We start from the raw sequence: 25,563 nt of genomic DNA, 5'->3' as shown, positions 1-25,563 counted from the left end.
GTTAATAATGGAGTTTAAATGGAAAAGTTATTTTCATACGGCACACTGCAATTAGAGCAAGTACAGCTTGATACCTTTAGCCGCTTGCTCGAAGGCCAAGCCGATACACTACAAGGTTACGTATTAGGCGAAGTTGAGATCACCGACGCCGCCGTGCACAAAAGCAGCGGCCAGCGTTTTCATCCAGCATTAATTGAAACAGGCCTGCCAACAGATACAGTAACTGGCACTATTTTTACTATCACCTTAGAGGAACTTGCTAACGCGGATAGCTACGAAGTTAATGACTACATCCGTATTGAAGAGTCATTTAGCAGCGGCATTAATGCATGGGTGTATGTGGCAAAAGGCTGTTAAACCAGCCTTTTTAATTCACCAACTAAAACTTGTTGTTGGTCATAAACGCCAGTATCGAGTACCCAGCCGGTAATAAGCTTAGCGGGGGTTACATCAAATGCGGGATTATATACATTAGCATTTGTAGGTGCCCATAGTGCTTCTCCAAAGCTTCCGCTTACACCGCGCACCTCTGCGCTGTTACGTTGTTCTATTTCAATGTCTGCACCGCATGCAGTGTTTACATCGAGGGTTGTTAGCGGCGCTACGACATAAAATGGGATGTTATGAAAATGCGCCAGTACTGCTAAGTTATAAGTGCCCACTTTATTAGCAAAGTCACCATTTTCAGCAATACGATCTGCACCGACAAAAATTTTATCAACCTTGCCAGCAGCCATTAAATTCGCTGCCATATTATCGCAAATTAAGGTGTAAGGTACTTGCCAGCGCTCAAGTTCAAATGCGGTTAAACGCCCGCCTTGCAATAATGGCCGCGTTTCATCCACCCATACATGAATATCGCCATGACGTTGCTGCGCTTTATAAATAACACCAAGAGCAGTACCAATACCTGCGGTTGCTAAGGCACCTGTATTACAATGTGTGAGAATATTATCGCCGCTGCTAACCAATGCAGCACCATGATTTGCCATGCTTTCACACAAGGCGATATCTTCATTAAACAGGGTAACAGCTGCGCTTACAATTGCCGTTACATAATCATCTTGCTGTAACGCAATACGTAACTTTGCCATACAATGCATTAAATTAACCGCGGTTGGCCGAGTGGCTTCTAAATCATCAATCGCCTGCGCTAATGCTACTTTATCTGTGCCTTGCTCTGCCAAATGGGCAACTAGCAAACTTGCTCCTAAACCAATCAGCGGTGCGCCGCGTATTTTTAAGCTTAGAATTAAATCCCTCATACTGGCTACATCATCACATTCGTGCCATACCTGCTGATGCGGCAGTAGGTATTGGTCTAACACGCTTAGTGTATTGTTTTGATATTTTAAACTGCTCGCTATGAGGTCTTGCATGATTGATCCTGAATAATCGTTAGGCTGAGGTTATTTTACAGTAGTTTTTAAAACGCACAACCCAGAAGTGTAGACATCTAAACGGTTGAAGGTATAGAATGCTATCACTTATCATTTTCTGAGAGTACGCCGATGGCCGAATACGTTGCCTTTAATGCACAGCATGCGATTGATTATATTAAAAATCTTGTAACTAAAGATGGGTATGATTTGTTTGATCCTGACCAAACGTTATCGGCGTATGAGTTTGGAGATGGCAATTTAAATCTCGTTTTTAGAATAAGCGACGAGCAAAGTAATAGCGTTATTTTAAAGCAAGCCTTGCCTTATGCGCGCTGTGTGGGTGAGTCATGGCCATTAACGCTTGACCGAGCACGCATTGAAGCTGAGGTTTTACTCAATCACGGCGCATTAAGCCCTGACTACACAGCAAAAGTATTGCATCATAATCCAGAGCAAGCACTGACCATTTTAGAAGATCTTGGTCACTTACAAATTTTGCGTAGCGCACAAATAAACGCAGAGCAATTTCCGCTATTAGGTCAACATGTGGCTCACTACTTAAGCCATACCGGTTTTTATAACTCAGACTTTTACGTAACCGCGCAAGATAAAAAAGCCAAAGTCAGTCAGTTTACCAATCCAGAGTTGTGCCAAATTACTGAAGATTTGTTTTTCAACGATATCTTGCGTGAACATGAGCGTAATAACTACCCAAGTGAGTTGCAAAGTACAGTCAATAAACTACAAAATAACACCGCATTACATTTAGCGATCGCAAAACTAAAAGCTAAGTTTTTATCATGCCCGCAGACGCTATTACATGGTGATATGCATAGCGGCAGTATTTTTGTCGATCAAAACACCACTAAGATGATCGACCCTGAATTTGGCTTTTTTGGCCCAGTTGGCTTTGATATCGGCTCATTTATCGGCAATTTATTATTAAACTACTGCGCGCAAAATGCTCGTATTAGTGAATTTGTTACACGCCGTAACTATCACACCCATTTACTGACTTGCCTGCAAGAGAGTTATTCTTTGTTTGAACAACAGTGGCTGACATTTATTGCAGAGCAAACCACAGATAACAATTTAAAAGCCGCTGGTTATGGCGAGTATTTTATGCAACAAGTATTGCAAGATGCGATTGGTTACTGTGGGACAGAACTGATACGCCGCACTATCGGCTTAGCACACGTTGCTGACATTGATGGCATTGAAGATGCGCAGGCGCGTTTAGACGTGCAACGCCACACTTTAGCGCTGGGTGAGCAGTTAGTACTCAACGCCCACACTTGCAATAACAAAGAAGAGTTTTTCTCTTTATTGATAAGCCAACTAAATTAAATTTATAAAAATAGCAAAAGGCACTTTATTTAGTGCCTTTTATCAACCTATTTGGGCGGGACCTAGCTTCTATTACCTAGTCTTTTAAATTACTGATAATTTTCATACATTTTATCAAGCGGCTCTGATAAACCATTTTCTTGCACAACGCGCACATGCTGGCGGCCAAGTTCACGGGCACTAAATACCCCGCATGAGTGAGCAATTAAACCCGCACCATAATGAATGTACTTATTATAGTTTGCTACGCGCTGCGCTTTATCGGCGACATCTAAGCCACGTTGCAACCGCTCGTTGTGTGTGGTTATCCCTGTTGGGCAAGTGTCTTTATTACATTGCAGCGCTTGAATACAACCCAAAGCAAACATATGACCACGTGCCGATACAACAAAGTCTGCGCCCACCGCGAGCGCCCATGCAACCTTAGACGGCACAATCAGTTTGCCTGACGCAATAACTTTAATTCGCTCTCGCAGGCCATGCTTTTCGAGCATATTAACAACCAAAGGTAAACTTTCTTTCAGTGGTAAACCCACAGAATCCATCAGCGGTTGTGGTGCAGCACCGGTACCGCCATCAGCACTATCGATGGTAATAAAATCGGGCGCAGATTCAATACCACGATGATTGATCTCAGCAAACAAGGTTTCCAGCCATGCATAAGCGCCAATAACCGCTTTAAAACCGGTTGGCTTGCCAGTCGTTTCGCGCACCGAGGCAATCATATCAAGTAAATCTGCAGGGTTTTTAACTTCAGGATGACCATTTGGGCTAATTGAATCGTAACCTTCTGGGATACCACGAATAGCCGCAATTTCAGCAGTCACTTTTTTGCCTGGCAACATACCGCCTTTACCAGGCTTCGCACCTTGGCTCATTTTAATTTCAAACATTTTTACTTGTTCATGCGCAGCTATTTGCTTGAGCTTCTCATGACTTAATTTACCTTGTTCATCGCGCACACCATATTTAGCTGTGCCAATTTGAAACACAATGTCGGCACCTCCTTCTAAGTGATAAGGGCTTAAACCACCTTCACCAGTGTTCATCCAACAACCAGCGAGTTTGGCACCTTGTGATAACGCACGTACAGCAGGTTTTGATAACGCACCAAAACTCATACCTGAAATATTGAATAGCGATTTAGTAATATAAGGATTTGGACAATGCGGCCCTAACGTAACTGCACTAGGTTCAAGCGCTTCTTCGTCCAAGGTAGGAAACGCGCAGTTCATAAACATCACGGTCCCGGTAACTTCTAGGCTCTGAGTTGAGCCGAAGGCGGTGGTACGATCAACATTTTTAGCCGCTTTATATACCCAACTACGATCGGCGCGATTAAATGGCATTTCTTCGCGATCCATAGCGAAAAAGTATTGACGAAAAAACTCACCTTGGCGCTCAAAAAAGTATCTAAACCGACCTATTACCGGATAATTACGTCTAATCGCTTGTTTAGATTGAGTTACATCACTGATATAAAAATAAATAACAACTAAAACTAAACACCCAAATACCACTATAAATAAGCTGGCAAACACATCAATGCTAAAAACTATTAAATTACTCATGCAGCGCCCCTTGCTGGTTGTTTTTCCAGCTTTGAGAATATAAGCAGAACAAGTTTCAAGCAAATGTTTTGTAAGGAAAGCTCGGTTACACGCTAATCAGCACGAACCGAGATAAATTGAACGTTGTAATTTAGCCGCGCTTTTCCAGCTCAGTTTCAATATATTGATGGATTTGATCTTCTAATACTGACATTGGCACAGAACCGTGGCGAAGTATTTGATGGTGAAACTCACGTACATCAAAATCTTGACCAAGCGCTTGCTCGGTTTCTTTACGTAAGCGCTTAATAGTCAGCTCACCAATTTTGTATGATAGTGCTTGTGCTGGCCATGAAATATAACGATCAGTTTCGGTTTTCACGTTATGTAGTGACAATGCCGTATTTTCACTCATAAACTTCATCGCGCGATCTCGGCTCCAGCCATACATATGCATGCCAGTATCAACCACTAAACGAGCTGCTCGCCACATTTCATAAGTTAAACGGCCAAAGTTACTGTATGGGTCTTGGTAAAAACCCGCTTCAATTCCTAAATACTCAGAATATAACCCCCACCCTTCACCAAATGCCGATAAGTATGCATTCTGACGATAGCTTGGTAAGTTTTCTAATTCAGCATTAAGTGAGATCTGTAAATGATGCCCTGGTACAGCCTCATGAAAAGTGAGAGCTTCTAATACGTATAAAGGGCGCTTATCAAGTGCATAAGTGTTTACCCAGTAATAACCCGCTTGATCATCACGACTCGAACCAGAATAACGGCCAGTCGTGTACTTAGGCGCTATGCTTGCTGGCACCGGCGCAACACCATAAGGCATCCGTGGTAAGGTATGAAATAGCTTAGGTAATTGTGCATCCATCTTTTTAGCTATGTACGATGCTTCTTTTAATAACTCTTCCGGTGTTTTAGCATAAAATTGCGGATCAGTACGTAAAAAGTGCACAAATTCAGCAAACGTGCCTTTAAAACCAACTTGCTCAATAATCTTATCCATTTCAGCACGAATACGTGCCACTTCTTTTAACCCCAGTTCATGGATTTCTTTTGGCGTCATATCTGTGGTGGTATAATACTTGGCGCGATTGGCATAAAACGCAGCACCATTAGGTGTTGCAGAGATACCAATTTCAGTACGCGCACCTGGCTGATACTCTTCATTAAAAAATGTTAAATAATCTTGATAAGCAGTAATCACCTGCTCTTTAATAATTTTCTTTGCTTGTTGTTGTAAAGCAAAAAACTCACCATCACTCAAACCAGCGGTATTATTTAAAAATGGTTTATAAAACTCAGACTCAGTAGCGTCATCAACAATATATGCACTGATAGAGTCTTGATAACCCACAAGCACCGCTTTCGGTTGCGTTAAACCAACTTCTAAACCTTTGCGCATCCAGCCGATGTTTTGCTGAAAAAATCGAGGAACTTGCTGCAAACGTTGCAAATAAAGCTGGTAATCAGCTAATTTTTTATAATCTGAACTCGACACCATAAAAGATAAACTAGAGTGAAAGCCATATTCAGAAGTAAGCGGCATGTAGTGGCTGTTAAATACATATTCATCGATACTATTTTGTACTTGTCCACGAATTATAGTGAGATTAATACGGTTTTCATCACTGAGTTTATCTTTATCTATTGCATCTAACTTCGCTAATAATTCAGTGTTATGTTGATATTTCTTTTCAAGAAACTCAGCAGATAAATTAGTTAACAAATAACCATCAACACCCTCGGGGTTGCTATACGTGCTAATACTTTTACGATAATCAACAATTGATTGCGCAACCTGCGTAAATTGTTGATCGCTATCTACGGTGGTCATTTGGCAAGCACTTAATGTACATGCCAAGGCGATGCTTAACAGAGAATGACGCATAACCGATGAAGGTGATTTTTTCATAATAATAGGGATCTGCTACTGAAAACGTGAGGGTTAACCTAACCTAGACTGCTACAATAACCAAAAAAATGCGACCAAGGACAATAAATACAAGGTTAAATTAACCGCGACTATTGACTAGTAGTTAATCAGCACTTTTTATTGCTTAATAAGATTGTCGAGAAAACCAGCTATTGAGCGATAAAAATAGAAATTTCGCTATCAAATTACATATTTTTGCTTTTAAATATCCCCGATACAGATTAATGTAAGGCAATCCCATACGCTAGGATTGCGTCAAGACCTCACGGAGAGAGTTATTTAATTTCGCTGTTACGTGTATTTAATTGGTGTATACAATGATGTTCCATGATTCCATGGCTATTGCTCAAGAAAAAATGACCAAGGTATGTATCTTTTTAGAACATCATATATTACCACCGACTCCTCTTAATTATCACGTTGTCTACACCTACGTTAGCCAAGTTAATTCTGATTTAAATACCACTATCGATCGTGCAATTGCCCAAGGCCAAGAAATTGACTGTGTTTATGTAGAACAACTTTATTTCGATTACATGGATCAAGCCCATAAAGCTGAAACCAATATGGTTCGTAATGTTGATGGTATTATTAATTCATTATCACGTAGCGCGCACTCAACCGAAAAAGATATTATCCGCTTTGCAAGTCAAGTCAGCGACTGTGTACATTCTTTAGATGAAAATAATATTGCCCAAACTCGCCTCGCACTTGAGACATTAAATAAGCAAACTGCTCACTTGCTCACTCAACATAAACAATTTAAACAAGAGCTGATCAAAGCAAAGCGACGACAAGAAAAAACTCAACAACAACTCGTACAATTACGCAAACAACACATCACCGATCAACAAACAGGCCTTTTTAAACGTCATTATTTAAACCAGCAAACACAATTATGGTTAGACCAAAAAAAATCTGTGTGCGCGATTGCCATCCAAATAGATAACCTAGATCACTTTATTGATAACTACGGCGATATCATTGGTGAAGTAATTTTAAGCAAGGTAGCTAAACAAATTCAAAAATATGTATTTGAAAGTGGCCTACCAGGGCGAACAGGCAAAGATGCTTTTACTGTATTACTGGCTGATATCGACCCTGAAACTGCGAATGTAATTGCTGAAAAAGTCCGTAATGGAGTCGAAAAATTACGTTTCGTTAGTTCTAAAAACGGTATTAAACTTCCAGCAATCAACCTTTCATTAGGGATTGCCAAGCACTTAGACGAAAAAGATTTTAATAATCTTGCCCGTAAAGCCTCCAATGCAGCACATAAAGCCAGATCGCTTGGCCAAAGCAGCTTTATTGCCGGACAGTGAGCCGTAACTCATAAAGCTTGATCCACAAGCAATTTTCCCCAGATTCAAATTGCACCATGGCGTAACAATCAAGTACACTAGTCTTTATTACCACGATAGAGATTAATCATGAACGAGAATCCTGAAAAGACCACGCATTTTGGTTATAAAACCGTTGCCGAAACCGAAAAAGCTTCTATGGTTGCCGATGTATTTCATTCCGTTGCTACTAAATATGACGTAATGAATGATCTCATGTCGTTTGGTATTCATCGTTTATGGAAACGTCAAACCATTGCTAGTTCAGGTGTGCGTAAAGGCAATCATGTGCTGGATTTAGCCGGTGGCACCGGCGACTTAACGGCAAAGTTTAGTCAACTAGTTGGTGATACTGGGCAAGTAGTATTAGGTGATATTAACTCATCAATGCTTAAAGTGGGGCGCGAAAAGCTACATAACCTAGGTCTTGTCGGTAATATTGACTACGTACAAATGAATGCTGAAGCACTGCCTTTCCCTGATAATAGTTTTGATTTAATTACCATTGCCTTTGGTTTACGTAATGTTACAGATCAAAATAAAGCACTTCGCTCGATGTACCGAATCTTAAAGCCTGGTGGTCGTCTGCTGGTATTGGAGTTCTCCAAACCAGAGCATCAAGTATTAAGTAAAGCCTATGATTTTTACTCATTTAACTTACTACCTAAAATGGGTGAGTTAGTTGCTAACGACGGTGAATCATACAAATATTTAGCTGAATCAATTCGTATGCACCCAGATCAAGAAACACTAAAAGCAATGATGAACGAGGCTGGATTTGAGCAAACCACCTATCAAAATCTCACCGGTGGTATTGTAGCATTACATCGTGGCTTTAAATATTAAGCGTCACACCAGCTAGTAAAGTTTATTGCTAAGGTATTGTATGTTAAATAATTTCATGGTCGCACTCGTCGAAAGGGTTTTAAATACGGCGCTTAAACTCGATCCCACTCTTAGCGATAGACTGTCGTCAATATCCCAACAACGTTTATTAATTGATATACGCGATTGGCAACAGCAGTTTTTAGTGGTGTTTACTGGCCAACAACTGCATTTATACAACACTACCGAAACGCAATATGACTGCATGATAAGCGCCGATATTAATACTTTAATGGCACTTAAAAACCCTGCAATGCTGACTCAGTTAATCCGCCAAGATAAACTCGATTTGCAAGGTGATCTAAATATTGCACAAGGGTTTAGTAATGCTTTCGCTGCGCTTAATATCGATTGGCCTGAACACTTATCTGATTATCTTGGTGACGCAGCGGCACAGCAACTATGGAAGTTAGTTAAACAAACTCAACAGCAAAGTCAAAAAGCCAACAAGAAACTCTCTACAACGCTAACTACTTTATGCCAAGACGAGCTCAAAGTGACCATTCATCCTTTAGAGCTTGAGCAATTTAAGCAACACACGCGTCAACTCAAAGCACATGTTGCGCAACTTGAGTTACGTATCAACCAACTACTTCAAGCAAAATGAATCAGTAAGGATTATCTGTGTCAGCTGCTCGGCTTTATAACATCACAAAAACCCTCCTTAGCTATGGTTTGGATGAACTGATCCCATCACAAAAAATACCTTGGTATGGCAAAGTTGGCCGTGCATGTCTATTTTGGCTAACCAATAAGCACCCAGAAAAACCAGCAGGGTTAAGACTGCGTTTAGCATTACAACAATTGGGGCCAGTATGGATCAAATTTGGCCAAATGTTATCTACTCGGCGCGATTTATTACCACTAGATATCGCTTTAGAGCTAGCCTTGCTGCAAGATCAAGTACAGCCATTTGATGGTGTGTTAGCACAACAACTAATTGAAAATGCACTCGAAATCGATGATATCAGTGAATACTTTAGTGATTTTGAGCAAACCCCTTTAGCTTCAGCATCCATTGCCCAAGTACATACAGCCACTTTAGTGGATGAGCATAATCAACCACAAAAGGTGGTTATCAAAGTCATTCGCCCTGATATCAGAGAACAAATTGACGCTGATTTAGCATTAATGGAACAATTTTCTAAAATAGTGGCCAAGTTAATCAATGAAGCGAAAAGGTTACGCCCTGTTGAAGTAGTCAAAGAGTATAAGAAAACCTTACTTGATGAACTTGATCTGATGCGTGAAGGCGCAAACGCCATTCAATTAAAGCGTAATTTTGAAGGTTCTGATTCGCTTTATATTCCCTATGTTTACAGTGACTATAGTCGCGTAAATGTACTAGTCATGGAGCGAATTTACGGCATTCCAGTGTCTGATACTGAGGCATTAGTTGCGCAAAACACCAATATGAAACTACTGGCTGAACGCGGTGTGGAGGTGTTTTTCACCCAAGTGTTCCGTGATAGTTTTTTTCATGCTGATATGCACCCTGGTAATGTATTTGTATCCTATGAAAGCCCTGAAAACCCCAAATTTATCGGTATCGATTGTGGCATCGTGGGCACGCTAAACAAAGAAGACAAACGTTACTTAGCCGAAAACTTTATTGCCTTTTTTAATCGCGATTATCGTCAAGTCGCACAATTACATGTCGATTCTGGCTGGGTACCTAAAGACACCAGCGTGGAAGAATTTGAGTTTGCCATTCGCACTGTCTGCGAGCCGATTTTTAATAAGCCATTAGCAGAGATTTCATTTGGCCATGTCTTAGTTAATCTATTTAATACCGCTCGTCGCTTTAATATGCAAGTTCAACCCCAATTAGTTCTACTACAAAAAACCTTGTTGTATGTTGAAGGCCTTGGGCGTCAGCTATATCCGCAACTAGATTTATGGAAAACAGCTAAACCCTTTTTAGAAGACTGGGTAAAGCAACAGGTTGGTCCTTGGTCGGTATTTAAACAGGTATACGCAAATTTGCCATTTTGGGCAGAAAAAATGCCCGAGTTACCTGATTTGATCTATCACAACTTAAAACAACAGCGCAACAGTCCTGCACCACTGCCACAGCCATCGCACAAGCCATTATTACTTGGTCTTTTTGCTGGCTCAGCAATGATAGTATCAGGGTTATGTTATTTGCAGCATGACCTTGTCGCTGCAGGTATTGCTGCGATATGCTCTTTAAGCGGCTTTATACTTGCTTGGCGCAGCGCTGCATAAACTAAGTGCTATTTAGTGCTCGGTGAGTATAATCAGTACAATAATTTTAATTCACAGTATTTAATTAAGTGGAGAACATCATGGGTTTTGGCGGCATTAGTATTTGGCAATTGTTAATTGTTTTGGCAATCATAGTGTTACTTTTTGGTACGAAAAAATTGCGTGGTATTGGCGGTGATTTAGGTAACGCTGTAAAAGGGTTTAAAAAAGCAGTCTCTGAAGATGAGCAAAATAAACCAGCAGAACCAATTGAACAAGCAAATAACCCAATACAAAACAAAGAGTCTGTTGATAAAAGTAAAGAAGACCATAAGGCTTAATTAGCATGGGTATGTGGGAACTTGTTGTGGTGTTAATCGTCGGCTTAGTGGTACTTGGCCCTGAGCGGTTGCCAGTTGCTATTCGTACTGTTAGCCGTTGGATAAAAACTATAAAATCGCTGGCTAATTCGGTTAAGGCTGAAGTTAATGAAGAATTAAGAGTGCATGAGTTACACCAAAATTTAAAAAAAGCCGAACAACAAGGCATGCAGGACTTAAGTCCTGCAATAAAAGATTCAGTCAGCGAATTGCAAAAGGCTGCGGACTCGGTCACCCATAGTTATAAAAGAAATCCTCCTGAGCAAGCAGATAAAGTGAATGTTGATGAACAAAAATGAAATTATTTTTGTTAGCTATGGTCTATATATCGGTAACGAGTTAAATTATGACTGAACAAGTTAAATCAGGCTTTGTAAGTCATTTAATTGAATTGCGAAATAGGCTCATGAAAGCCTTATTAGCCATATTAGTATTTTTTATTGCGCTGGTTTACTTTGCAAACGATATTTACGGTTTTGTAGCGGCTCCATTAGTTGCGCACTTACCAAGTACAGCAACCATGATCGCTACAGATGTAACTGCACCGTTTTTTGCGCCGTTTAAGTTAACCTTATTTGTCGCTTTATTTGCAGCGTTTCCGTTAATTTTACACCAAATCTGGGGCTTTATTGCGCCAGGGTTATACCAACATGAAAAACGTATGTTAATGCCTGTTTTGGCATCAAGCATTATTCTTTTTTATAGTGGTATCGCATTTTGTTACTTTGTAGTGCTGCCCATTATTCTTGGCTTTTTTACTAGCGTTGGTCCAGAAATGATGACCTTGGCACCAGACATTAGTAGCTACTTAAGTTTTGCATTGAAGCTCTTTTTTGCCTTTGGGGTCGCTTTTGAGATTCCGGTAGCTATTATGCTGTTATGTTTTAGTGGCGCTACCACAACACAAAGTTTAAAAGAGAAACGCCCTTATATTGTAGTCGGGGTTTTTGTTGTAGCAATGTTTTTAACGCCACCTGATGTGCTATCACAATCTTTATTAGCATTTCCAATGCTGCTGTTATTTGAATTGGGTTTAATCTTAGCATCCTTTTATAAGGCTAAACCTCAACAAGATGAATCAGAGGAATAAATGAAAAAACAACTTTTACCAATACTTGCCTTGTTAAGCATTCCAACTGTTCATGCCAATGAAGTTAACTTACAAGCTTTACAAGCCTGTACATTTATTGAAAATGACTTCAATCGCTTGCTTTGTTACGACAATACCATGGCAGGCAAGTCATTAACTAAACCAGAAACAACAAAAACCTTAACTCCACCTGCAAGTTCAGTCACCGCAACAGCGGATGTAGCTGTTGCTAGTAAGCAAATAGTTAAAGTTAAAAATGAAGATTTTGGCTTAGAGCATAAAGAACTAGTAAAAGAAAACGACAATGAAATTACTGCCGTCGTGACTAACGTAAAAGAAGCACCTTACGGTGAGTTAATAATTAGTTTAAATAACGGCCAACAATGGCGCCAAATTGGCTCAGATAGCTTGCGTATCGACCAAGATGATACTGTAATTATTGAGCGCGGTATGTTCAACTCATTTTTATTGAAAAAAGCAGGTCAGAATCGCTCAATCCGCGTTAAGCGCACTAATTAATGACCACATCACTTATTGATGCTGGCGTAAATCTTACCAATCATCAATTTGATGCTCAACATTCGGCTATCATTACTCGTGCAAAAGCGCAAAATGTTAGCCAGATGCTGTTAATTGGTTGCGATATAAACTCCAGCCAGCAAGCTCTTCACTTAGCACAACAGTACCACCTACTTGCTACCGCCGGTGTTCACCCTCATGACGCAAAATCAGCCGATGAAAAACTAGAAATACAATTGTGCGCTCTTGCTGCAAATCCTGAGATTGTAGCAATTGGTGAATGCGGGTTAGATTACAACCGCGACTTTTCGCCTCGTGAAACTCAACGTTCTGTGTTACACCGACAACTCGCTTTAGCGGTAGAGTTAAATCTTCCGGTATATTTACATGAGCGAGATGCGAGCGAAGATATGCTGGCGATACTGCAACAGTATTCGGTGCGAGGAGTATTACATTGTTTTACCGGTGATCAACACGCCTTAGAGCAATACTTATCACTTGGTTTATACATTGGTATTACTGGTTGGGTCTGTGACGAACGTCGTGGTAAATCACTACAACAACTGGTGCCTATGCTGCCATTAGAGCGTCTATTAATTGAAACAGATGCGCCGTTTTTGATCCCACGCTCGTTAACTCCAAAACCAAAATCGCATCGCAATGAACCAAGCTATTTACCACATATATGCCAAACAATTGCGTCCTTAAAAGGTCTAGAGTTTGCAACTGTTGCAAAGCAAACTACACTTAACTTCCAACAGTTATTCAACCACAAGGGCTGATAATGAAGCGTGTTTGGTTGCTGCTTTATAGCTTTGTACTTATTTCATTCTCAGCCAATGCAACGCAGATCACCTTAGATAAGCATTTTGAACATATATTAAATATTCCTTTTGAATATTCTCAACAACCTTTAACAATAGAGCAAGCTAAGCTAGCCCCTACTCAGCAATGGCAACAACTTCCTGAGCAATCGCTCAATTTAGGACTAACCAATCAAGCCGTGTGGCTGCGCCTACAACTGGTCAACGCTGAGGATTCAGATCTACAAATTTTACTGTCCATTGATAATCCGTTATTAGATAAAGTGGCTGTATACCATTACTTTAAGCAAAACAGATTATTGTTTAAAGAAATTGGTGATGCATTACCACTCAATAACCGACAAATTAAAACAGAATCATTATTAGTAAAGCTAACACTCCCACCGAAAAGTAACTCAACATTACTACTTCATATTAAAAGTCTAGATGGTGTCAGAGTGCCGTTAAGTCTTTGGCAATATGATGAATATTTAAAATATAAAAGTAAGTTTAATTTAATGTATGGCTTGCTAGTCGGGTTTATTTTATCTTTAGCGATCACTTGCTTGGTTATGTTTGGTTTTTCACGAAAGCGCTACTTTGCACTCTGTGGCACTATTTTAATGACTTTATGGTTATTACTGATTTACTTATATGGCTTTGGCTATCGCTATTTTCACCCGTCTTTGCCTAGTCTGCAGCAGCTTGCAGTTCCAAGCATGTTGATATTAACCACTTGCTTATTCAAACTATTATTTGAACAATTACGACTGTCCACGAAAATGTGGCTGCAACCCTTACATAGATTGAGTAACTGGTTACTTTTTATCAGCCTATTTTTTATTTGGTTATTACCAACAAATATCATGCTTTATTACAGTCTACTCTTGCCCGCGCTAGTTATGTTATTACACATAGCGGCGTTAGGGATCGATATTAAGCAACAGCGAACACAGCCACTATGTGCGCTGCTATGTGGAGCGTTGATGTTTTTTTCCGCACAGCTTTACATGATTATTGTTGTGTTTAATTTCTATGATTTTAATGCGCGTGGTTTACCGTTTGTATTTTTTAGCTTTTTAATCTGCTCACTCAGTTTAAGCTTTGCTACCATCAAACACTTTTTAATCGAACGCGATGCTCAAGTTACTGCACAGCAGAGTAAAATAGCCCAAAGTGAAGCACAAGATGCTTTATTGCAAGAGCGTTTAGCACTACAAGAACAAGCTAGGTTAGATTTAGAAGCAAATATAGAAGAGCGAACGTTTGAACTTCAGGTCACCCTGCGAGAGCTTGAAGAAAAGAATCGCGCACTTGAACAAATCAATATGGAAGATCCATTAACACAAATAAAAAATCGCCGCTATTTCGATAAAAAGCTAGTAATGGACTTGCGTCGCTCTCGTCGAGAGCAAACGCCTTTAAGTGTGGTCATGCTCGATATTGATCACTTTAAGAGCATTAACGACACCTACGGGCACTTAATTGGCGACCAAACTATCCGTGCTGTGGCTGACATTATAAAAAGCCATTTAAAACGCCCACTTGACGAAGTAGCCCGTTATGGTGGCGAAGAGTTTGTGATCTTACTACCTAACACCATCCTCGGCGGTGCAGTAGAAATAGCAGAGCAAATCCGCCAAGCAATCATGGATGCCACAATTACAGTGGCAAACACCCAGATAAAGTTTACCATTAGTGCTGGTGTATATAGCGCCATTGCAGAAGACATTCATAATCCGGGATTATTCACCGACTGCGCCGACAAAGCACTTTATCATGCCAAGCAAAGTGGGCGTAATCGTGTAGTTAGTTTTCCAATTTTAGACTAGGAGCAAATAATGGCCCAATCAGGTCTCGACCTTTTCCCTTATACTCGCATGCGCAGAATGCGCCGCAATGATTTTTCGCGCCGCTTGATGGCCGAAAATCAACTCAGTGTAAATGACTTAATTTATCCAGTATTTGTACTTGAAGGTAACAATCGCCGTGAAGCCATTGCATCGATGCCAGGCATAGATCGCTTATCGATTGACTTACTGCTGATTGAAGCAAAAGAGTTGGTTGAATTAGGTATTCCTGCAATCGCTATTTTTCCGGTCACCCCTGCGGACAAAAAATCATTGCTTGCTGAAGAAGCTTACAATGATGATGCACTGGCACAACGCACTGTACGCGCACTCAAAGAAGCCTATCCAGAATTAGGGGTAATCACCGATGTGGCGCTTGATCCATTTACTGTGCATGGACAAGACGGCATTATCGACGATAATGGCTATGTAATTAACGACATCACGACTGAAATATTAGTTAAACAAGCGATATCTCATGCACAAGCGGGTGCAGATATTGTTGCCCCTTCAGATATGATGGATGGCCGCATTGGCGCGATCCGCGAAGCGCTCGAGGCCGAAGGTCACATTCATACACGCATTATGGCTTATTCAGCTAAATATGCCTCAAGTTACTATGGACCATTTCGTGATGCCGTCGGCTCTGCTGGTAACTTAAAAGGTGCGGACAAAAAAACCTACCAAATGGACCCTGCTAATTCTGATGAAGCCATTCGTGAAGTAGCGCTGGATTTACAAGAAGGTGCTGACATGGTGATGGTCAAACCTGGTATGCCTTATTTAGATATTGTACGCCGGGTTAAAGATGAGTTTGGTGTACCTACTTTTGCTTACCAAGTGAGTGGCGAATACGCTATGCATAAAGCGGCGATAGATAATGGCTGGCTTGCTGAAGAAGCCACGATTATGGAGTCATTGCTTGCTTTCAAGCGTGCTGGCGCTGACGGTATTCTTACCTATTTTGCAAAACAAGCTGCACAACTACTTAAAAGATAAGCCTCATAGATATTTAATTTAGAAAAGGGCGATTAACCGCCCTTTTTATTTTCATGTTATTAACATTTTGTATTTTCTTTGTCATAAATTTTCCTTAAACTGTTTGTCCCATTCGGGACACAATACACGGGAAAAAAATAATAATGTTCAAAACAAAAATAACGCCATTGGCGCTTGTTATTGCAAGCCTCAGTGCACCAGCTTCTGCTAATTTAATAATTTCAGAATATGTTGAAGGTGGTAGTAACAATAAAGCAATTGAGCTTTTTAATACCTCTGGCGAAACACTATCGCTTGATGGCTATAACATCTCACTTTTCGCCAATGGCAATGGCGACCTGACAGCTCCAAATAATACACTTGCTCTATCCGGTAGCTTAGCCGCCAATGGCACCTATGTAATCGTAAATGCAGGCTCTGCAGACGAGCTTAAAGCTAAAGCTGATATTGAAGCAACCGTTACTTATTTCAATGGTGATGATGCATTAGTACTTACGAAAGACGGCACTATTGTTGATAGTTTTGGTCAGTTAGGCGTTGACCCTGGTAGCGAATGGTCAGCAGGAGGTGTTAGCACCAAGGACAAAAGCTTACGTCGCAAGCTAAGTATTACTGCAGGTCGTAGCGATGCTACTGCGTCATTTGATCCAAGTGAACAATGGCTACAATTTGATAAAGATGACTTTTCTGGCCTAGGCTTCCACGGTGAAAACAACCAACCAGATCCCGAGCCAGAACCGGAGCCGTTAGTACCATTAGAATGCGGCGCAGCTAAAACCTTGATCAGCGCTGTACAAGGTGAAGGCGGTGATAGCCCTCTATTAAACACAGAAATTGAGCTGGAAGGCGTAGTAACTGCTGATTTTCAAGGTAGTGAGCAATTAAGTGGCTTCTTTATTACATCACTTGATGCAGATATTGACACAAACCCACTTACTTCTGAAGGTGTATTTGTTTATTTTGCTGATACCGATGTCAATGTTGGTGACCACGTGCGAGTTAAAGGCAGTGTCGCAGAATACTTTAATGCCACCCAAATTGCTGATGTTAGTCAAGTAGAAGTGTGTGCTACAGGCTTAACGCCAACAGCAACAAGCATCACTCTCCCTGTTAATAATGTAGCCGATTTAGAAGCTTATGAAGGCATGCTGGTTTCACTAGAACAACCGCTGGTCGTTAGCAACAACTATGGTTTAGGCCGTTATGGTGAAGTAGGTCTTGCCACAGAACGTTTATATCAAGGTACACAAATAGCCCTTCCCGGTGATGCTGCTAACGCTGTTGAAGCCGAAAACATCAAGAAACAAATCTTACTTGATGATGGTTCAACGAAACAAAATCTTGACCCAGTTTCTTACCCAGGTACTGGCTTAGACGCTTATAACACATTACGTTTAGGTGATTCTGTGAACGCAATCACTGGTGTAATGGGTTACAGCTTTGATCGCTATCGCATTCACCCAACAGTACAACCAACTTTTGTTGCAACTAATCCACGTACAGATGCACCAGAACTGCACGCTGATGCAGATCTTCGGATTGCAAGCTTTAATGTGCTTAACTACTTCAATGGTGATGGCCAAGGTGCTGGTTTCCCAACCAGTCGTGGCGCCGATAGTGAAGCTGAATTTATTCGCCAACAAGCGAAAATTGTCAGTGCACTTATTGCTATAGAAGCTGATGTTATCGGCTTAATGGAAATCGAAAACGATGGTTTCAGTGCAAATAGCGCTATTGCTAGTCTAGTTAATGCGTTAAACGATGAAGATAGCAATAATGAATACGCCTTTGTTAATTTTAACGTAGATAAAATTGGTACTGATGAAATTACCACCGCACTGATCTACCGTGCAAATAAAGTCGCACAAGTTGGCACCGCAGCTATCACAACCCAATATCCATTTGACTACAGTAACCGCCCACCTATTGCACAAAGCTTCAAATCACTTGAATCAGAAGAAGTATTTACTGTTGCTGTAGCGCATTTAAAATCCAAAGGTAGCTGTGGCAGTGCTAATGGCAACAATGCTGATTTAGGTGATGGCCAAGCATGTTGGAATGAGATCCGTGTAGCGGGCGCCAATGCTTATGCTGACTGGCTTGATAGCAAGCCAACTGGTGTAGACGATGAAGACATCATTTTAGTAGGCGATATGAATGCCTATGCGATGGAAGATCCAATACGCGCATTTGCTGATAAAGGATTTAAAAATGTCGTCGCAGAATTAGATGGTAATACTCTTGGCTATTCATATAGTTTTTCTGGCCGCATGGGTAGCTTAGATCATGCTGTTGCTAGTCCAAGTTTACTTGCTAAAGTTGTCGCAGCGACAGATTGGCATATCAATGCTGATGAGCCGATCAGTCTGGATTATAACGTAGAGTTTAAATCTGATTCTCAAGTTGCTAGCTTGTATTCAGAGAGTGCTTATCGTGCCTCTGATCATGATCCTGTAATTATTGATATTCAATCTACACCTGCTGTAGAGCCAACGCCTGAGCCACAAGCTCCAGTGCTAGAGCCTGAGCAAAGCTTTAACATCAGTGAAAATAGCCCTATTGGCACTGTCATTGGTCAATTGAGCTTTAGTGATGCCGATGCACAGTACACACCCGTTATTGGCTTCATTGTATCTGGCCACGATGCAGTAACTATAAATGAGCAAGGACAACTAATCGTTGCTGGTGATTTAGACTATGAGTTTGAAAGAAAAATCACATTAATGGTACAAGCAAAAGACAGTGCTGGTAATTTATCAAATGCGCAGCTTGTGTACATTAATATTGCTAATGATGAAACTGATGACGAAGACGATGACTCAGGTTCATTATTTTGGTTAACGTTACTGGCGTTACCACTAACACTCCTGCGCCGTAAAAAAGCGTAGTATAAACTAAACTCTGCTTGAATAGCTTTATTCAGCAGAGTTCAGATTAGTAAAAAGGCCGCTAAACTGCGGCCTTTTCTATGCATTACATTCAGTATGCTGTGAATTATTACAGCGATTCTTCTTTTTGCTATACCAACACCTAATTGACTGCTGGGCTTGCTCGTCAAACTGCCAGTTATAAAAACAAATTTCTTTGTTATTTTCTAAAGAAACCGATAATACAGTTAGTAATTTTAATGAGTTAAATTGAATATCAACAATTTCATCTGCATTAATATATTTTTTACTTAACCCTTGAGAGTAATAAATACCCGCTTTATAACAATGCATAAAACGTAAGTTGACGATACTTAAAATTGAGATAATAAAAATAACAGGAACAATAATTAGGGCTAAAAAAGTCTGATTAACAGCAAAGATGATTGTTAGCAAAAAAGTAACTGTACAAAGGGTTAGTATCATAACTAACTGCAACAGCCAGTTTGGGCTCAATTTAATTGCATTCATATAAACGTCCTAAAAAAGTACACATATATGTCTCTTTATTCGAGAGACTTCCATTTCTCTAATATGCGTATATGGGTGGCATAAGCGGGTATTCTACCTGTATTAGTAACTAAGATTCAAGTAATTGCACTACTTTTTACCTAGTTATAAATAACTAGTTTAATTAGTAAAACAGCCAGCTTTTAAACTACAACTTATGAGTGGAATGACGTTTAAACTGCAGTAATAAATAGTTGATTCTTTTTCTATTATTTAACTGTTTGCTTAAATAACTACTAAAGAGTGCTAACGACTCATTACTAGCATGACAACAAAAAAGTATTCGATTGTTGGAGGGATAATATTTCTGGCAATAAAAAACCCGCAACAGGTGCGGGTTTTTTTAAGAGTTTAAAGGCTAATTACTTAGCAGCTTTTTTCTCTTTTTCTGCAGCGATTACAGTTTCAGCTACGTTTTGTGGACATGGTGCATAGTGTGAGAACTCCATAGAGAACTGACCACGACCTGATGTCATTGTACGTAATGAACCGATGTAACCGAACATTTCTGATAACGGCACGTCAGCTTTAATACGAACGCCTGTTAAACCAGCTTCTTGGTTGCTCAACATACCACGACGACGGTTAAGGTCACCGATTACATCACCAACGTGATCTTCTGGCGTGAACACGTCAACTTTCATGATTGGCTCAAGAAGTTGTGCGCCCGCTTTAGGGATCGATTGGCGGAAAGCGCCTTTAGCAGCGATTTCGAATGCGATTGCAGATGAATCCACGGCGTGGAAGCCACCGTCGATAAGCTCAACTTCAACGTCAAGTACTGGGAAACCAGCTAGAACACCTTGAGTCATCATTGACTTAAAGCCTTTCTCAACTGCAGGCCAGAATTCTTTCGGTACGTTACCACCAACAACTGATGATTTAAACGTGAAGCCTGAAGCAACTTCGCCTGGCTTGATGCGGTAGTCGATTTTACCGAACTGACCAGAACCACCAGATTGTTTCTTATGCGTGTAGCTATCTTCAACTTCTTTAGTGATAGTTTCACGGTAAGCAACCTGTGGTTGACCAACAATAAGGTCTACGCCGTAAGTACGTTTAAGGATATCTACTTTGATATCTAAGTGCAGCTCACCCATACCTTTAAGGATAGTTTCGCCTGAATCTTCATCAGTCTCAACTTGGAAAGATGGATCTTCTGCAACCATTTTACCGATAGCAACACCCATTTTCTCATTACCGCCCTTATCTTTAGGCTGTACAGCAATCGAGATTACTGGAGTTGGGAATACCATTGGCTCAAGTGTTACTGGGTGCTTAGGATCACATAGAGTGTGACCAGTTTGCACGTTTTTCATACCTACGATTGCAATGATGTCACCAGCTTGTGCGCTAGTTAATTCGTTACGATCGTTTGCTTGCATCTCAACCATACGGCCAACACGCTCAGTTTTACCTGTAAACGCGTTAAGGATAGTGTCACCCTTGTTAAGTTTACCTGAGTAAATACGTACGAACGTTAATGCACCAAAGCGGTCATCCATGATTTTGAACGCTAACGCTTTAAATGGTTCATCTACAGATACAACTGCAAACTCGCCGTTTTCGTTACCTTCTTCATCCATAAGCGGTTGAGGATCAACTTCTGTAGGAGATGGCAAGTAATCAACAACAGCGTCAAGTACCAATTGCATACCTTTGTTCTTGAAAGCAGAACCACAGTATGTAGGGAAGAAAGCAAGGTCACGAGTACCTTTACGGATACAACGCTTAAGATCTTCAAGAGAAGGTGCTTCACCTTCCATATACGCTTCAAGTAGTTCGTCGTCTTGCTCTACAGCAGTTTCAACAAGCATTTCATAGTATTCATCAACTTTGTCTACCATGTCAGCTGGAACATCTTCAATTGTGTAGTTCTCTGGAAGACCTGAATCATCCCAGATGTATGCTTTTTTAGTTAAAACATCAACAACACCACAGAACTCATCTTCGATACCGATTGGTAACGTCATGATTAGTGGATTTGCGCCAAGTACTTTACGTACTTGCTCTGTTACACGGTAAAAATCAGCACCCATACGGTCTAATTTATTTACGAAAATAACACGCGCAACTTCTGAATCGTTAGCATAACGCCAGTTAGTTTCTGATTGTGGCTCAACACCACCAGAACCACAGAATACACCGATGCCGCCATCAAGTACTTTTAATGAACGGTATACTTCAACTGTGAAGTCAACGTGTCCAGGAGTATCGATAACGTTAAAACGGTGATCTTTCCAGAAACAGCTTACAGCCGCAGACTGGATAGTAATACCGCGCTCAGCTTCTTGTTCCATGAAGTCAGTTGTTGATTCACCATCATGAACCTCACCAGTTTTATGGATTTGACCAGTAAGCTTTAGGATACGCTCAGTAGTCGTGGTTTTACCCGCATCAACGTGCGCGAAAATACCAATGTTTCTGTACTTCGATAAATCTGCCATTATTTTACTCTTAATAAAGTCGAAAAATTATTCGGCGGGAGTATAGCATTACTTATAGCGAACATCACCATACATGTCGCTTAAAATGCAATCAATTTTATAATATTTTACTTTCTATGGTCTTTAACGCTAGTGACTGAACACTTTAGCCATTATTAGCGGTTCTCAAAAAGCACCTTTGACCTTTTACATAGGTCGCTTGAATAGTAAAATTGCTATCTAAAATAGCAAAGTTTGCGTGTTTAGTGGTTGCTAAAGAGCCTACTTCATCTGCAATATTTAAAAATTGCGCAGGTACAATACTGGCCATATTGATGGCTTCAAGTAACGCAACACTGCCTAGCTGATGCATGTTTTTAACTGCTTGCTCAAGCGTTAAAGTGCTGCCAGCTAACGAGCCGGTGGCAGTTCTCGCCACACCTTGTTGCACAACAACATCCATTTTACCCAATTTATACTCACCATCATTTAGTCCACCGGCATTGATACAATCACTGATCAAAGCGATTTTTTGTGGACCTTTTAGCTTATAGATCAGCTTTAAAATTGTAGGATGAAGATGTACACCATCTGCAATCACTTCAACAAATGCGTCATCATTCATCAATACCGCGCCGGCACAACCTGGATCACGATGATGAATGCCACGCATCCCATTAAAAACATGCACCCCACCACATGCGCCATGCTCAAGCGCGCTTTGAGTTTGTTCATAATTGGCATCACAATGCCCCAACATCACTCTAATACCTTGCTCGGTAAGAAACTTGATTAACGCATTGGCTCCGGGCTTTTCTGGCGCCAACGCAACCACTTTTAAGCTGCCATTGGCTGCATTAATCATCGCTTCTAAATGCGACTGTGATAGCTCTAAAAAGTAATCTTGATTGTGCGCACCTTTATGAACTTCACTGAAAAACAACCCCTCACTATAACCACCAAGCACCTGTGCACCACTGGGTTGCTGCGTGTATGCCTGACCAATTACACTCATAGCATTAAGTGTTTGTTGCCAATCGGTGGTCACAGTCGTTGCTAAAAAGCCTGTCACGCCATGCTCTGCAAGTGAGCATGAAATCGTTTCAATACTACTCATTTTACAATCAATCACATCACAACCTTCGCGACCATGAATGTGTAAATCAATTAAGCCTGGAATAATTGCAGCATTACCATAATCATCAATAGGCACACCGGCTTTAGGGTTTTGCGTAAAGTGACTAATAATGCCATTTTCAACTAACATGAAGTGATTTTTAAGTACTCGTTCTTGACAATAAATTACATCAGCTTTGACGTAAAAAACGGATCCAATCATGCCAGCGCTCCCACTTGTTCTTTGGCCAAAATAGCGGCACCGCGAGCGCCACTGGCATCGCCAAATTCAGCAAGCACTATTTTTGGCACCCGAATATCAGCAAATACATACGGTACGATTGCCTCTTCAAGCTTGCTCATTAGTTCATCAACTAAAGACATACCGCCACCAACTACAATCACCTCAGGGTCATAGGCCATAATAATTGCCGCAAAAGTACTGCCAATTAAATCCAAATAACAGGCAAAGCTTTGTTGGCAAAATACGTCGCCTTTTCTCAACCCTTCAACAATTTCAAAAGTAGTTAATACTTCGCCAGAAAAGTGCTGGTAAATTCTCGCCAAGCCAGGGCCTGCAATATAACTTTCAATGCACCCTGTTAAACCACAGCCACATTTTAAAATAGGTAACTGGTACTTCTGCTGTAACACTGCAGAAAGTGCGTAATGACCGTATTCACCTGCAATTCCCTGGGCGCTTTTATACAATTGACCATCAATACACAGCCCACCACCCGCACCAGTACCAAGAATTGCACCGAACACCCGAGTATGTTGCAAACCAACGCTGCTGCGCGCTTCTGAGAGTGCAAAACAGCGGCAATCGTTTTCGATCGCAACCGGGCGATTTATTAACTGAGCTAAATCTTGCGCGGCATTTTTACCGGTCGCATGAGGCACGTTAGCCGACAGTACTTGTTGGTTCGCATTAACAATGCCAGGCATACCAATACCGACCGCACCGTGACATTGATATTTATGATCGGCACTTAAAATCATACCTACTAACGCATTTAGAAAGTCTTGATAACTATTTTGCGGAGTCGCAATGCGCCATGATTCAAGTTGCTTTAATGAAGCGTCAAATACAGCAAGTTCAATTTTACTACCGCCAATATCAATGCCATAAATATACTGCTTAGTCATTAATATCACCTTGTTTTAGCGGGTAAATCGTCACCCCTTGCACCACTCTGTTTACTTCACCAGTTGGGCATGGGTTATCTACTGTAATGCCTAGTTGCCACGCTTTATAGAACGACATTATTTGCGCGCAGACCATATAATATAAGCCATTAAATACATCGTCTAATTGCTGCATCACCGCGTCATCTGGCAGCGTAAAGGCGTGAACATCAATAGCTTTATTATCGCGACGTAACTCATTCAACAAATCAATATCGTACTGCTTGGTATAGGTATTAGTTGAGCCAAATAAAACAATTAAAGTTTTATCATCAACCAATGATTTTGGGCCGTGACGAAAACCAAGCGGGGATTCAAAATACCCCATAACTTGACCCGCACTTAATTCTAATAATTTTAATGCTGATTCTTGCGCATAGCCTTTTAAGGATCCTGCGCCTAAATACACTAAGCGATGTATAGGCAGTTCAGCCAATGTTTTTAGTTCAGCTAATTTACCAGCAATATTTTTTTCAACCGCTTCTGCAATAGTTAAAACAGCGTTATCTGCATCACTAAATATTGCCACACTTGCCACCAACATTGAGGTAAAACTACTGGTCATAGCGAAGCTGTGATCAAGTGTTTGCGTAGGCATCAATAACGAGAAATAGTTTTCATCTTGCGCTACTTGTTTATGCAGTGCTCCATCAGGGTTACAAGTAATAAATAGATGCGCGCAGTGTTTTACATAGTTATTCACTACATCAACAGCGGCAACACTTTCAGGACTATTGCCCGAGCGTGCAAATGACACTAATAAAGTTGACTTATTTGGCTGTAAATACTGCTCTGGGCAGGCAACAAGCTCTGTGCTACTAACACTTCGACAAGCAATATCCAATTGTTGATTCAAATAACCAACAACCGCCTCACCAACATAAGCTGAGGTACCGGCACCGGTAAAAATTATTTGCGCATTTGGCTTATCTAATACGCCCGCAAGCCAACTATCTAGCTGCGCTCGCGCAGCTTTTACAATACTGAGCGTTGCTCGCCAACAATCGGGCTGCTGCATAATTTCTTTTGCAGTCCATAAACTATTTTTAGCTTCTAAAAGGGTTTCATCAATTGCTAAATAACTAGACATTACTA

General features: G+C 40.7%; 22 protein-coding genes. 14 read left to right on the top strand and 8 right to left on the bottom strand.

All coding sequences use genetic code 11. The features are described from left to right. Window positions 1-18: 18 nt before the first annotated feature. Window positions 19-357, top strand: a complete 339-nt coding sequence (locus H5180_RS05950; RefSeq protein ID WP_182757902.1) for a gamma-glutamylcyclotransferase family protein — start codon at window positions 19-21, stop codon at window positions 355-357. On the opposite strand, the gene mtnA is transcribed toward H5180_RS05950, so the two are convergent. After that, window positions 354-1,379 (bottom strand): S-methyl-5-thioribose-1-phosphate isomerase, encoded by a 1,026-nt coding sequence (mtnA, locus tag H5180_RS05945; protein ID WP_182757901.1) that lies wholly within the window; start codon window positions 1,377-1,379, stop codon window positions 354-356. The genes H5180_RS05950 and mtnA overlap by 4 nt on opposite strands. 132 nt (window positions 1,380-1,511) lie before the next feature. Here mtnA and mtnK point away from each other — a divergent pair, with 132 nt between their 5' ends. Then, window positions 1,512-2,729: an S-methyl-5-thioribose kinase gene (mtnK, locus tag H5180_RS05940; RefSeq protein ID WP_182757900.1), complete on the top strand. Its 1,218-nt coding sequence runs from the start codon at window positions 1,512-1,514 to the stop codon at window positions 2,727-2,729. A gap of 89 nt (window positions 2,730-2,818) precedes the next feature. On the opposite strand, the gene H5180_RS05935 is transcribed toward mtnK, so the two are convergent. Together H5180_RS05935 and H5180_RS05930 are read right to left on the bottom strand one after the other, a co-directional pair. Beyond that, entirely contained in the window at window positions 2,819-4,300 is a 1,482-nt protein-coding gene (locus H5180_RS05935; protein ID WP_182757899.1) for an FMN-binding glutamate synthase family protein, read from the bottom strand. A gap of 130 nt (window positions 4,301-4,430) precedes the next feature. Beyond that, window positions 4,431-6,206 carry a DUF885 family protein gene (locus tag H5180_RS05930; protein WP_182757898.1) on the bottom strand — a complete coding sequence of 592 codons (1,776 nt, stop codon included), beginning with the start codon at window positions 6,204-6,206 and terminating at the stop codon, window positions 4,431-4,433. Window positions 6,207-6,562: 356 nt separating this feature from the next. Between H5180_RS05930 and H5180_RS05925 the strand changes: the two genes are divergently transcribed. The 12 genes from H5180_RS05925 (at window position 6,563) to H5180_RS05870 (ending at window position 19,189) form a co-directional block, all read left to right on the top strand. Then, window positions 6,563-7,549, top strand: a complete 987-nt coding sequence (locus tag H5180_RS05925; RefSeq protein WP_145240114.1) for a diguanylate cyclase domain-containing protein — start codon at window positions 6,563-6,565, stop codon at window positions 7,547-7,549. A 108-nt stretch (window positions 7,550-7,657) separates the two neighbouring features. Beyond that, window positions 7,658-8,413: a bifunctional demethylmenaquinone methyltransferase/2-methoxy-6-polyprenyl-1,4-benzoquinol methylase UbiE gene (gene ubiE / locus H5180_RS05920; protein WP_182757897.1), complete on the top strand. Its 756-nt coding sequence runs from the start codon at window positions 7,658-7,660 to the stop codon at window positions 8,411-8,413. A 40-nt stretch (window positions 8,414-8,453) separates the two neighbouring features. After that, window positions 8,454-9,059 (top strand): SCP2 domain-containing protein, encoded by a 606-nt coding sequence (locus tag H5180_RS05915; protein WP_182757896.1) that lies wholly within the window; start codon window positions 8,454-8,456, stop codon window positions 9,057-9,059. A gap of 17 nt (window positions 9,060-9,076) precedes the next feature. Beyond that, window positions 9,077-10,681: a ubiquinone biosynthesis regulatory protein kinase UbiB gene (gene ubiB / locus H5180_RS05910; protein WP_145240055.1), complete on the top strand. Its 1,605-nt coding sequence runs from the start codon at window positions 9,077-9,079 to the stop codon at window positions 10,679-10,681. Between the two features lie 80 nt (window positions 10,682-10,761). Beyond that, entirely contained in the window at window positions 10,762-11,001 is a 240-nt protein-coding gene (tatA, locus tag H5180_RS05905) for a Sec-independent protein translocase subunit TatA (protein WP_064666784.1), read from the top strand. Between the two features lie 5 nt (window positions 11,002-11,006). Further along, window positions 11,007-11,339, top strand: a complete 333-nt coding sequence (tatB, locus tag H5180_RS05900) for a Sec-independent protein translocase protein TatB (protein WP_145240057.1) — start codon at window positions 11,007-11,009, stop codon at window positions 11,337-11,339. A 47-nt stretch (window positions 11,340-11,386) separates the two neighbouring features. Continuing rightward, on the top strand, window positions 11,387-12,130 hold the full coding sequence (tatC, locus tag H5180_RS05895; RefSeq protein ID WP_145240059.1) for a twin-arginine translocase subunit TatC: 744 nt from the start codon (window positions 11,387-11,389) through the stop codon (window positions 12,128-12,130). Beyond that, a complete protein-coding gene (locus H5180_RS05890) occupies window positions 12,131-12,649 on the top strand; it encodes a hypothetical protein (RefSeq protein WP_145240061.1) in 519 nt (172 codons plus the stop codon). Continuing rightward, a complete protein-coding gene (locus H5180_RS05885) occupies window positions 12,649-13,431 on the top strand; it encodes a TatD family hydrolase (RefSeq protein WP_145240063.1) in 783 nt (260 codons plus the stop codon). The genes H5180_RS05890 and H5180_RS05885 overlap by 1 nt, the downstream gene beginning before the upstream one ends. A 2-nt stretch (window positions 13,432-13,433) precedes the next feature. Beyond that, window positions 13,434-15,284 (top strand): diguanylate cyclase, encoded by a 1,851-nt coding sequence (locus H5180_RS05880; protein WP_182757895.1) that lies wholly within the window; start codon window positions 13,434-13,436, stop codon window positions 15,282-15,284. Window positions 15,285-15,293: 9 nt separating this feature from the next. Continuing rightward, window positions 15,294-16,301, top strand: coding sequence for a porphobilinogen synthase (gene hemB / locus H5180_RS05875; RefSeq protein WP_182717501.1), 1,008 nt, complete (start codon window positions 15,294-15,296; stop codon window positions 16,299-16,301). Between the two features lie 143 nt (window positions 16,302-16,444). Next, window positions 16,445-19,189 carry an ExeM/NucH family extracellular endonuclease gene (locus H5180_RS05870; protein WP_182757894.1) on the top strand — a complete coding sequence of 915 codons (2,745 nt, stop codon included), beginning with the start codon at window positions 16,445-16,447 and terminating at the stop codon, window positions 19,187-19,189. A 78-nt stretch (window positions 19,190-19,267) separates the two neighbouring features. Here H5180_RS05870 and H5180_RS05865 read toward each other — a convergent pair whose 3' ends face one another. From H5180_RS05865 to H5180_RS05845, 5 genes are all read right to left on the bottom strand, one after another. Continuing rightward, window positions 19,268-19,699 (bottom strand): hypothetical protein, encoded by a 432-nt coding sequence (locus H5180_RS05865; protein WP_182757893.1) that lies wholly within the window; start codon window positions 19,697-19,699, stop codon window positions 19,268-19,270. Between the two features lie 401 nt (window positions 19,700-20,100). Further along, window positions 20,101-22,185, bottom strand: coding sequence for an elongation factor G (gene fusA, locus H5180_RS05860; RefSeq protein ID WP_182757892.1), 2,085 nt, complete (start codon window positions 22,183-22,185; stop codon window positions 20,101-20,103). Between the two features lie 145 nt (window positions 22,186-22,330). Next, window positions 22,331-23,503: an N-acetylglucosamine-6-phosphate deacetylase gene (nagA, locus tag H5180_RS05855; RefSeq protein WP_182757891.1), complete on the bottom strand. Its 1,173-nt coding sequence runs from the start codon at window positions 23,501-23,503 to the stop codon at window positions 22,331-22,333. Then, window positions 23,500-24,429 (bottom strand): ROK family protein, encoded by a 930-nt coding sequence (locus H5180_RS05850; protein WP_145240076.1) that lies wholly within the window; start codon window positions 24,427-24,429, stop codon window positions 23,500-23,502. The genes nagA and H5180_RS05850 overlap by 4 nt, the downstream gene beginning before the upstream one ends. Continuing rightward, window positions 24,422-25,558, bottom strand: a complete 1,137-nt coding sequence (locus tag H5180_RS05845; protein ID WP_182757890.1) for an SIS domain-containing protein — start codon at window positions 25,556-25,558, stop codon at window positions 24,422-24,424. The genes H5180_RS05850 and H5180_RS05845 overlap by 8 nt, the downstream gene beginning before the upstream one ends. Window positions 25,559-25,563 lie beyond the last annotated feature (5 nt).

The sequence above is a fragment of the Pseudoalteromonas sp. SR41-4 genome (assembly GCF_014163985.1).
Taxonomy (GTDB): domain Bacteria; phylum Pseudomonadota; class Gammaproteobacteria; order Enterobacterales; family Alteromonadaceae; genus Pseudoalteromonas; species Pseudoalteromonas rhizosphaerae.
This window is presented reverse-complemented; position numbering and strand designations above follow the sequence as displayed.